9 protein-coding genes are annotated in these 10,111 nt (G+C 71.8%); 6 read left to right on the top strand and 3 right to left on the bottom strand.

Going from position 1 to position 10,111, the window contains the following annotated elements; translation table 11 throughout:
- Window positions 1-86: 86 nt before the first annotated feature.
- On the top strand, window positions 87-638 hold the full coding sequence (gene soxR / locus E1284_RS34215; RefSeq protein ID WP_131944304.1) for a redox-sensitive transcriptional activator SoxR: 552 nt from the start codon (window positions 87-89) through the stop codon (window positions 636-638).
- 7 nt (window positions 639-645) lie between these two features.
- Here soxR and E1284_RS34210 read toward each other — a convergent pair whose 3' ends face one another.
- Both E1284_RS34210 and E1284_RS34205 read right to left on the bottom strand, forming a co-directional pair.
- Entirely contained in the window at window positions 646-3,042 is a 2,397-nt protein-coding gene (locus tag E1284_RS34210; RefSeq protein ID WP_131944303.1) for a glycoside hydrolase family 65 protein, read from the bottom strand.
- Complete coding sequence (locus tag E1284_RS34205) at window positions 3,039-3,812, bottom strand: HAD family hydrolase (protein ID WP_243714916.1); 774 nt, start codon at window positions 3,810-3,812, stop codon at window positions 3,039-3,041. The genes E1284_RS34210 and E1284_RS34205 overlap by 4 nt, the downstream gene beginning before the upstream one ends.
- A 143-nt stretch (window positions 3,813-3,955) precedes the next feature.
- Between E1284_RS34205 and gndA the strand changes: the two genes are divergently transcribed.
- Together gndA and E1284_RS34195 are read left to right on the top strand one after the other, a co-directional pair.
- Window positions 3,956-5,380 carry an NADP-dependent phosphogluconate dehydrogenase gene (gene gndA / locus E1284_RS34200; protein ID WP_131944302.1) on the top strand — a complete coding sequence of 475 codons (1,425 nt, stop codon included), beginning with the start codon at window positions 3,956-3,958 and terminating at the stop codon, window positions 5,378-5,380.
- A gap of 212 nt (window positions 5,381-5,592) precedes the next feature.
- On the top strand, window positions 5,593-5,871 hold the full coding sequence (locus tag E1284_RS34195) for a hypothetical protein (RefSeq protein ID WP_131944301.1): 279 nt from the start codon (window positions 5,593-5,595) through the stop codon (window positions 5,869-5,871).
- 61 nt (window positions 5,872-5,932) lie between these two features.
- On the opposite strand, the gene E1284_RS34190 is transcribed toward E1284_RS34195, so the two are convergent.
- Window positions 5,933-6,115 carry a hypothetical protein gene (locus tag E1284_RS34190; RefSeq protein ID WP_131944300.1) on the bottom strand — a complete coding sequence of 61 codons (183 nt, stop codon included), beginning with the start codon at window positions 6,113-6,115 and terminating at the stop codon, window positions 5,933-5,935.
- Window positions 6,116-6,216: 101 nt separating this feature from the next.
- On the opposite strand from E1284_RS34190, the gene E1284_RS34185 reads away from it, so the two are divergent.
- The 3 genes from E1284_RS34185 to E1284_RS34175 form a co-directional block, all read left to right on the top strand.
- The gene (locus E1284_RS34185; protein ID WP_131944299.1) at window positions 6,217-6,813 is read left to right on the top strand and encodes an HD domain-containing protein; all 597 of its coding nucleotides are present in this window, start codon (window positions 6,217-6,219) and stop codon (window positions 6,811-6,813) included.
- Window positions 6,814-6,891: 78 nt separating this feature from the next.
- Entirely contained in the window at window positions 6,892-9,399 is a 2,508-nt protein-coding gene (locus E1284_RS34180; protein WP_131944298.1) for a DEAD/DEAH box helicase, read from the top strand.
- A 12-nt stretch (window positions 9,400-9,411) separates the two neighbouring features.
- Window positions 9,412-10,111: carbon-nitrogen hydrolase family protein (locus E1284_RS34175; RefSeq protein ID WP_131944297.1), on the top strand; the 700-nt coding region annotated here is incomplete at its 3' end.

The following is a 10,111-nucleotide window of genomic DNA, read 5'->3' as shown; positions in this document are numbered from 1 at the left end:
CTGACCGCCCACCGCCCCTGACAGGCCGCCGCGCCCGTGGCCGCGGCCGACCTCAAGCATGGTTCAGGTCGCGTAGGATGCGGGCCATGACGCGGCTGGGGCACCGGGTGCACGAACTGACCGTCGGGCAGCTCGCCGAGCGGAGCGGCGTGGCCGTCTCGGCGCTGCACTTCTACGAGTCCAAGGGCCTGATCAGCAGCCGCCGGACCGCCGGGAACCAGCGCCGGTTCACTCGCGACACGCTCCGCCGGGTCGCCTTCATCAAGGTGTCGCAGCGCGTCGGGATCCCGCTCGGCGACATCCGCGACGCGCTCGCCACCCTGCCCGAGGAGCGCACCCCCACGGTCGCGGACTGGACGCGGCTGTCGGAGACGTGGCGCGGCGAGCTCGACGACCGGATCCGCCGGCTCGAGAGGCTCCGCGACGACCTCACCGACTGCATCGGCTGCGGCTGTCTGTCGATCAGCAGGTGCGCGCTGGCCAACCCCTACGACCGGCTTGGCGACGAGGGGCCGGGGCCGCGCAGGCTCCTCACCGGCCGGTCCGGTGCGCCCGCCGAGCCGTCCGGGACCGCCGGACCGAAGGCGGCGGCCGCGGTCCCCCCGGAATGCGCGGCCCCCTGCACTCCGGGGGACTGACCGGCCGCTAGCGGCGGAGCGGGCCGCGGCCGTGCGGCTCGAAGCGGCGCGGCGCCGGCTCGCGCCCCGGCGGCTGGGGCGGCGCCGGACGCGCCTGGATCGGCTCGATCGGCAGCTCCACCGGCGCGTCGTCGCCGAGCGTGAACTTCTCGCCGTGGTGCCACAGGGTGAGGCCCGGGCCGTCCAGCAGCTCGTAGCGGGCCTCCTCCGCGGCCACCCCGACCTTGATCAGGCTGCCCCGGTAGCGCATCCGGAACGCCAGCCGGCTGATCCCGCCGGGCAGCCGCGGCGCGAACCGCAGCTCGCCCCGGCGGGCCCGCAGTCCGCCGAACCCGGCGACGAGCCCGCTCCATGCCCCCGCCATCGAGGCGATGTGCAGCCCGTCGCGGGTGTTGTGGTTCAGGTCGTGCAGGTCCATCAGCGCGGTCTCGCCGAGGTAGTCGTGCGCGAGGTCGAGCTGGCCGACCTCGGCGCCGACGACCGCCTGCGTCTGCGCCGACAGCGAGGAGTCCCGGACGGTCAGCCCCTCGTAGTAGGCGTAGTTGCGCTCCTTCTGCTCGTCGGTGAACGCCTCCCCGCACAGGTGCAGGGCGAGGACGAGGTCGGCCTGCTTGACGACCTGCTTGCGGTAGAGGTCGAAGTAGGGGAAGTTCAGCAGCAGCGGGTAGTGCTCCGGCTTGGTCGCCGCGAAGTCCCAGCGGGCGTGGTTGGTGAAGCTCTCGCTCTGCGGGTGCACGCCGAGCCGGTCGTCGTAGGGGATCAGCATCGCCGCCGCCGCGTCCCGCCACGACGCCGCCTCCTCGGCGTTCACCGCGAGCCGCGCGGCGACGTCCGGGTGGCGCATCGCCATCTCGGCGGCCTCCTGCAGGTTCCGGCGCGCCATCAGGTTGGTGTAGACGTTGTTGTCGACGATCGCGCTGTACTCGTCAGGGCCGGTGACGCCGTCGATGCGGAACACGCCGCCGACGTCGTGGTGGCCGAGGCTCCGCCACAGCCGCGCCGTCTGCACCAGGATCTCCAGGCCGATCTCCCGCTCGAACTGCTCGTCCTGCGTCGCGTCGAGGTAGCGGAGGATGGCGTCGGAGATGTCGGCGTTGATGTGGAACGCCGCGGTCCCGGCGGGCCAGTAGCCCGAGCACTCCTGGCCGCGGATCGTCCGCCACGGGAACGTGGCGCCGTGCAGGCCGAGCTGCCGGGCGCGCTCGCAGGCCAGCGGCAGCGTCATGTGCCGCCAGGCGAGCGCGTCCTTGGCCGCGCCCGGGGAGGTGTAGATCAGCACGGGCAGGACGAACGTCTCGGTGTCCCAGAACGTGTGCCCGTCGTAGCCGGGACCCGTCAGCCCCTTGGCGGGGATCATGCGGCGCTCCGCGCGCGCGCCCGCCTGCAGGATGTGGAACAGCCCGAACCTGACGGCCTGCTGGATCTCCGCGTCGCCCTCGACCTCGACGTCCGCGCCCTCCCAGAACTCGTCGAGGTACTCGCGCTGCTCGGCGAGCAGGCCGTCCCAGCCGGTCTGCCGCGCGCCCGCCAGCGCCCCGACCACCTGGTCGTGCAGCGCGGGCCGGGACCGCCGGCTCGACCACCCGTAGGCGATGTACTTGACCAGCCGGAGCTTCTGCCCCGGCTCCAGCCGGGTCGCGACCGTCAGCCGCCCCACGTCCGGGGCGCTCTCGGTCTCCACCCGCATCGACTCCGGGCCCTCGATGTCGTGCGACATGCCGGCGCCCATCCGCAGCCCGCTGCGGCGCGTCCGGTGCAGCAGCAGCACCTTCGTGCCGTTGGCGAAGTGCTCCTCGCTGACGAGGGGGCTGTCCAGGATCGCCGACGCGCGCGGGTCCTTGCCGCCGCCGGGCAGCGCCTCGTTGGCCACGAGCTCGGACTGGGCGACCACGCGGACCGCGCTGCCCACCGGCTCGACCTCGTAGCAGATCGCCGCGATCGCCCGCTGCGTCAGCGACACCAGCCGCACCGACGTCACCTTGATCGTCTTGTCGGCGGGGGACGTCCACTCCACGTGCCGGGTCAGCGTGCCCGCCCGCATGTCCAGCACCCGCTCGTGGTGGTGGACGCGGCCGTAGCGCACGTCGAGCGGCTCGTCGTCCACCAGCAGCCGGATCACCTTGCCGTTGGTGACGTTGATGACCGTCTGCCCCGACTCGGGGTAGCCGTAGGCGGTCTCGGCGTGCGGCAGCGGACGCTGCTCGTAGAACGAGTTCAGATACGTGCCCGGCAGGCCGTGCGGCTCCCCCTCGTCGAGGTTGGCGCGCATGCCGAGATGCCCGTTGGACAGCGCGAACACCGACTCGCACTGGGCCAGCCGGTCCAGCCGCAGCTCGGGCTCCCGCACGCACCACGGCTCCACCAGGAACACCGGGCGGTCGACGGCGCTCTCCTGCTCCTTCACGCGCCCTCCAGCAGTTCGGACAGGTCGTCGACCACCACGTCCGCGCCGTGCTCGGCGAGCGCCTTCGCGTGCGCGTCGCCGACCCGGTTCACGCCCACCACGTAGGCGAAGCCGCCGGCGCGGCCGGCCTGGACGCCGGCGAGCGCGTCCTCGAACACCACGGCCCGCGCCGGCGGGACGTCCAGCTCCTGCGCGCCCGCGAGGAACATGTCCGGAGCCGGCTTGCCCGGCAGGTGCCGGTCGGCCGCGACGACGCCGTCCACCCGCGCGTCGAACAGGTCGGTGATGCCGACCGCGCGCAGCACCTGGACGGTGTTGGCGCTGGACGACACCACCGCCGTCTTCAGCCCCGCCCGCCGCGCCGCGCGGACGTAGTCGATCGAGTCGTCGAACGTCTCGACGCCTTTCTCCTCGATGAGCTTCAGCACCAGCGCGTTCTTCCGGTTCCCGAGGCCGCGGACCGTCTCGGCCTCCGGCGGATCGTCCGGGTCGCCCTCGGGCAGTGTGATGCCGCGCGACCGCAGGAACGAGCGCGTCCCGTCCTCGCGCTTCTTGCCGTCGACGTAGCGGCCGTAGTCGGCGACGGGATCGAACTCGGTGAAGCTCCCGCCCGCCCGCTCGGAACGTTCCCTCAGGTAGTGGTCGAACATCTCCTTCCACGCCGCCGCGTGGACGGACGCCGTCCGGGTCAGCACCCCGTCGAGATCGAAGAGACACGCCGCCGCCTCGTCCGGCAGTCCCAGCATCCGCACCCCCTGGAATGTCACCATCGAAGTGAAGGTTGTCGATGATCGTTACCGCGCGACCCGTTCCCGCGCCGGGCACGGGCACACCGCCCCCGGCGCTCGAACAAAGGGATCATGTCCCGCGTACAACCCCTTGGTCAGGGTCGCACACGAGGAGGAGTGAGCCAATGGACAAGGCGCGAATCGGTGTCACCGGGCTGGCGGTGATGGGCCGGAACCTGGCCCGCAACCTCGCCCGGCACGGGCATCCCGTCGCCGTCCACAACCGCACGTCCAGCCGGACCAAGGCGCTGGTGGAGGAGTTCGGCGACGAGGGGACGTTCCTGCCCGCCGAGACGCCGGAGCAGTTCGTCGCATCGCTGGAGCGGCCCCGGCGCCTCGTGATCATGGTGAAGGCGGGCGGCCCGACCGACGCGGTCATCGACGAGTTCGCGCCGCTGCTGGAGCCCGGCGACATGATCGTGGACGGCGGCAACGCCAACTTCGCCGACACCCGGCGCCGCGAGGCCGCGCTCCGCAAGCGCGGCCTGCACTTCGTCGGCACCGGCATCTCCGGCGGCGAGGAGGGCGCGCTGCACGGCCCGAGCATCATGCCGGGCGGGTCCGCCGAGTCCTACGCGGCGCTCGGCCCGCTGCTGGAGGACATCTCCGCCAAGGTGGACGGGACGCCCTGCTGCGTCCACGTCGGCCCCGACGGCGCCGGGCACTTCGTGAAGATGGTGCACAACGGCATCGAGTACGCCGACATGCAGCTGATCGCCGAGGCCTACGACCTGCTGCGGCACGCCGCCGGGCTCGCGCCCGCCGAGATCGCCGAGGTGTTCCGCACCTGGAACACCGGCCGGCTGGAGTCCTACCTCATCGAGATCACCGCCGAGGTCCTCGCGCACACCGACGCGTCCACCGGCAGGCCGTTCGTGGACGTCGTCCTCGACCAGGCCGAGCAGAAGGGCACCGGCCGCTGGACGGTGCAGACCGCCCTCGACCTCGGCGTCCCCGTCGGCGGCATCGCCGAGGCGGTCTTCGCCCGCTCGGTCTCCGGCCATGCCGCGCTCCGCGAGGCCGCGCAGAACCTGCCGGGCCCCTCCCGCGGTGCCGCCGCCGGCTCCGGTTTCGCCGACGCCGTGGAGAAGGCCCTCTACGCGTCCAAGATCGTCGCCTACGCGCAGGGCTTCCACGAGATCCAGGCGGGCAGCGCCGAGTACGGCTGGGACATCGACCTCGGCGCGATGGCCACGATCTGGCGCGGCGGCTGCATCATCCGCGCCCAGTTCCTGGACCGCATCCGCGCCGCCTACGAGGCCGACCCGGGCACGCCCACCCTGCTCACCGACGACCACTTCGCCGAGGCCGTCGGCGACGCCCAGGACGCCTGGCGCGACGTCGTCGCCACCGCCGCGCGCCTCGGCATCCCCGCGCCCGGCTTCTCCACGGCCCTCGCCTACTACGACTCGCTCCGCGCCGACCGCCTGCCGGCCGCCCTGACGCAGGGCCAGCGCGACTACTTCGGCGCCCACACCTACCGCCGCGTGGACCGCGAAGGCTCCTTCCACACCCTCTGGGGCGGTGACCGGTCAGAAGTGACCACCTGAGGCCCCGCCCTTCCGGTGTCCACCGGGTACATCCGCGCTACACCTTCCCTTGGGTCGACCCAAGGGAAGGTGACCGGAGGGCGGGGTGATGCGCTGGTGGTTCCTTGTAGCCAAACGTGATCGAATGGGCACTCAGGGTCCTCGGGGCGTGGCAGATTGAGGTGTCGCTTCCCGCGAACACAGGACCGGAACGGAGAGGTAGCATGCCCGTCATGTCGCCCAAGAAGCCCCTCGAACAGGTCACCCTCGCCGACCTGGCCACCAAGGACGACCTCAAGGACTTCGTCACGAAGGACGACCTCAACTCGTTCAAGCAGGAGGTCCGCCAGGAGTTCGGCTCGGTCAGGCAGGAGATCGGCGCGGTCAGGCAGGAGCTCGGCTCGGCGGTGAACCTGATCATGGGGGAGCTCGGCAAGATGGCCGCCCGGCAGGAGGAGATGGCCGGGACCCTGGCCCGCCTGGTCGCCAGGTCCGAGGGCGTGGTGCGGTAACCGGCCCGTGCGTGCCCCCGGGGAGTGCTTCCCCGGGGGCACGGGCGTGTCCGGCGGCGGCTCAGGGCTCGTCCGGGTCCTTCTCGACTCCGGCGATCGGGTCGCCGTCGCGCGTCCCGCTCTCGGCGTCCGACTCGTAGCCCTCGTCGGCGCTCTCGGTCCCCGGCACGACCCGCTCGTGTGCCCGCTCCTCCATCCCCGAACTGGCGCCGGGGCCCCGGTCCGCCGGATCGTCCTTCTTCATCGCGCTGCCTCCTCCACGTGAGCCGGTCGTCTCGTCCCGCACGTTGTTGCCCGACGGCTCGGCCCTAACCGCGCGCCGGGGCGCGTCATTAGACTCGCGGGATGCGGATTCCGGCGGACGAGGAGATTCGGGCCCTGCATCGCGAGCACGCGCCGGGCCGGGAGGCGTTCGAGCTCGTCTGGACGCACTGCGTCATCGTGTGCGAGATCGCCGAGCAGATCATGGAGCGCACGGGGTTCGGCGTCGACCGGGAACTCGTGCGGACCGGGTGCCTGCTGCACGACATCGGCGTCTACCGGCTGTACGACGAGACCGGGAGAATCGATTTCAAGCAGTACGTGCGGCACGGAGTGCTCGGGCACGAGTTGCTGCGCGAGGAAGGGTTCCCCGAGGAGATCTGCCGTTTCTGCTCCTGCCATACCGGAATGGGGCTGACGCGGGACGACATCGAGCGGCAGGGCCTGCCCGTGCCTCCCGGCGACTATGTGGCCGGGAGCGGCGAGGAGCGGCTCGTCATGTACGCCGACAAGTTCCACAGCAAGACCAATCCGCCCGCGTTCGTGTCCGCGGAGACCTATGCCGTCCATGTGCGGCGGTTCGGGGACGAGAAGGCCGCGGTGTTCTCCGCCATGCGCGAGATGTTCGGGGAGCCGGACCTCAAGCCGCTCGCGGCCGAGTACGGTCACGCCCTGGTCTGACGCCGGGCACCGCGGTGCCCCTTCCCCGGCACCGGGTTCGGTGGCACGGGCGCTCGTGGGAAGGGGCAGGATGGAGGAGTGAGTCTTATCGATGAGCTTCCCTCCGGAAACGACGCCGACGCCGATTCGCTGTTCGAAGGGTTCGAGCGGTGGGTGTCGGGGCGCGGGATCACGCTGTATCCCGCGCAGGAGGAAGCGCTCATCGAGGTCGTGTCCGGGGCGAATGTGATCCTTTCCACGCCGACCGGCTCGGGCAAGAGCCTGGTGGCGGCGGGGGCGCTGTTCGCGGCGCTCGGCAAGGACCAGGTCGGCTTCTACACGGCGCCGATCAAGGCGCTGGTGTCGGAGAAGTTCTTCGACCTGTGCGAGATGTTCGGGCGCGACAACGTCGGGATGATGACCGGCGACGCGAGCGTGAACTCCGACGCGCCGATCATCTGCTGCACGGCCGAGGTGCTCGCGAACATCGCGCTGCGCGACGGCGCCGACGCCGACATCGGCGTTGTGGTGATGGACGAGTTCCACTTCTACGCCGAGCCCGAGCGGGGGTGGGCGTGGCAGATCCCGCTGCTGGAGCTGCCGCAGGCGCAGTTCCTGCTGATGTCGGCCACCCTGGGGGACGTCACCTTCTTCCAGAAGGACCTCACCCGGCGGACGGGGCGGCCGACGGCGCTCGTCACCTCGGCGGAGCGGCCCGTCCCGCTGATCTACGACTACCGGGTGACGCCGCTGCACGAGACGATCGAGGAGCTGCTGGCCGAGCAGAAGGCGCCGATCTACCTGGTGCACTTCACGCAGGCGGCGGCGATCGAGCGGGCGCAGTCGCTGATGAGCATCAACGTGTGCACGAAGGCGGAGAAGGCGCGGATCGCCGAGCTGATCGGCAACTTCCGCTTCACGACGAAGTTCGGGCGCAACCTCTCCCGGTTCGTGCGGCACGGCATCGGCGTGCACCACGCGGGGATGCTGCCCAAGTACCGGCGGCTCGTGGAGCGGCTCGCGCAGGCCGGGCTGCTCAAGGTCATCTGCGGGACCGACACCCTGGGCGTCGGGGTGAACGTCCCGATCCGGACCGTCGTCTTCACCGCGCTGAGCAAGTACGACGGGCACCGGGTGCGGCGGCTGCGGGCGCGGGAGTTCCACCAGATCGCCGGGCGCGCCGGGCGGGCCGGGTTCGACACCGTCGGGTTCGTGGTCGCGCAGGCGCCCGAGCACGTGGTGGAGAACGAGAAGGCGCTCGCCAAGGCGGGCGACGACCCGAAGAAGCGGCGGAAGGTGCAGCGCAAGAAGCCGCCCGAGGGCTTCGTCGGCTGGGACGAGGACGTCTTCGCGAAGCTGCAGGAGGCCGAGCCGGAGATGCTCCGGTCCCGGTTCCAGGTCAGCCACGCGATGCTGCTGTCGGTGATCGCCCGGCCGGGCAACGCGTTCCAGGCGATGAAGCGGCTGCTGACCGACAACCACGAGGAGCCGGCGGCGCGGCGGCGGCACATCTCGCGGGCGATCGCCATCTACCGGTCGCTGCTCGCCGGCGGCGTCGTGGAGGTGCTGCCGGAGCCCGACGACCTCGGGCGGTACGCGCGGATCACCGTCGACCTCCAGGAGGACTTCGCGCTCAACCAGGCGCTGTCGACGTTCGCGCTGGCGGCGTTCGAGGTGCTCGACCCGGCGTCGCCGTCCTATGCGCTGGACGTCCTGTCGGTGATCGAGGCGACGCTGGAGGACCCGCGGCAGATCCTCGCGGCGCAGGTCAACAAGGCGCGGGGCGAGGCAGTCCAGGAGATGAAGGCCGAGGGCATCGAGTACGAGGAGCGGATGGAGCTGCTCCAGGAGGTCGACCACCCGAAGCCGCTGGAGGACGAGCTCGACGCCGCCTACGAGATCTACCGGGCCGGGCACCCGTGGGTCGGCGACCATCCGCTGCGCCCCAAGTCGATCGTGCGCGACATGTACGAGCGGGCGATGACGTTCACCGAGTACATCGGGTACTACGAGCTGGCGCGCACCGAGGGGCTCGTCCTGCGGTACCTGTCGGGGGCGTACAAGGCGCTGCAGCAGACCGTCCCGGAGTCGATCAAGACCGACGACCTGATCGACCTGATCGAGTGGCTGGGCGAGCTGGTCCGCCAGGTCGACTCCAGCCTGCTGGACGAGTGGGAGCAGCTCGCGCACCCCGCCGACGAGGACGTGGACGAGCCGATCGAGGAGCGCGTCACCCGGGTCACCGCGAACCCGCGCGCGTTCCGGGTGCTGGTCCGCAACGCGATGTTCCGGCGGGTGGAGCTGGCCGCGCTGGAGCGGTACGGCGAGCTGGCCGGCCTGGACCCCGACTTCGGCGCCGAGGCCTGGGAGGACGCCATGGACGGCTACTTCGCCGAGCACGAGGAGCTGCTCACCGGCCCCGACGCGCGCGGGCCGAAGCTGCTGCAGATCGAGGAGGTCCCCGAGGACGCGCTGTGGCGGGTCCGGCAGGTGTTCGACGACCCGGAGGGGCATCACGACTGGGGCATCAGCGCCGAGGTCGACCTCGCCGGCTCCGACCAGGAGGGCGAGGCCGTGATCCGGGTGACCGGCGTCGACCGGATGTAGGGGAGGCGGCAGATGGTGCAGGTCGCGGTCGCGCAGTTCGCGCCCGGCGTCAACAAGGACGAGAACCTCGCGGCGATCGGCGAGCTCACCGCGGACGCGGCGGCGCGCGGCGCGCGGGTCGTGGTGTTCCCCGAGTTCGCCATGTTCACCGCGCCGCGGATGGACGACCGGTTCGTCGACTCCGCCGAGCCGCTGGACGGCCCGTTCGCGGGCGGCCTCGGCGACCTCGCCCGGCGGCACGGCGTGCACCTCGTCGCCGGGATGAACGAGCGCCTGGCCGACCCGTCCCGCATCTCCAACACGCTCGTCGCCGTGAGCCCCGCCGGGGAGATCGTCGCCGAGTACCGCAAGCTCCACCTGTACGACGCGTTCGGGTACCGGGAGTCCGACATCGTCCGGGCGGGCGAGATCGGCACCCCGGGCACCTTCACCGCCGGCGGCGTCACGTTCGGCATGCAGACCTGCTACGACGTCCGGTTCCCCGAGGTGACGCGGCGGATCGTGGACGCGGGCGCCGACGTCCTGGCGCTGCCCGCCGAATGGGTGCCCGGCCCGCTCAAGGAGGACCACTGGCGGACGCTGGTCCGGGCCCGCGCGATCGAGAACACGATCTACGTGGCCGCGGCCGACCAGTGCGCCCCGACGGGCGCCGGCAACAGCGTCATCGTCGACCCGATGGGCGTCGTCGTCGCGGGGCTGGGGGAGGGGCCGG

This window comes from Actinomadura bangladeshensis (genome assembly GCF_004348335.1).
Lineage (GTDB): Bacteria > Actinomycetota > Actinomycetes > Streptosporangiales > Streptosporangiaceae > Spirillospora > Spirillospora bangladeshensis.
The sequence above is the reverse complement of the archived record's forward strand: the minus strand, read 5'-3'. Positions and strand labels throughout refer to the sequence as shown.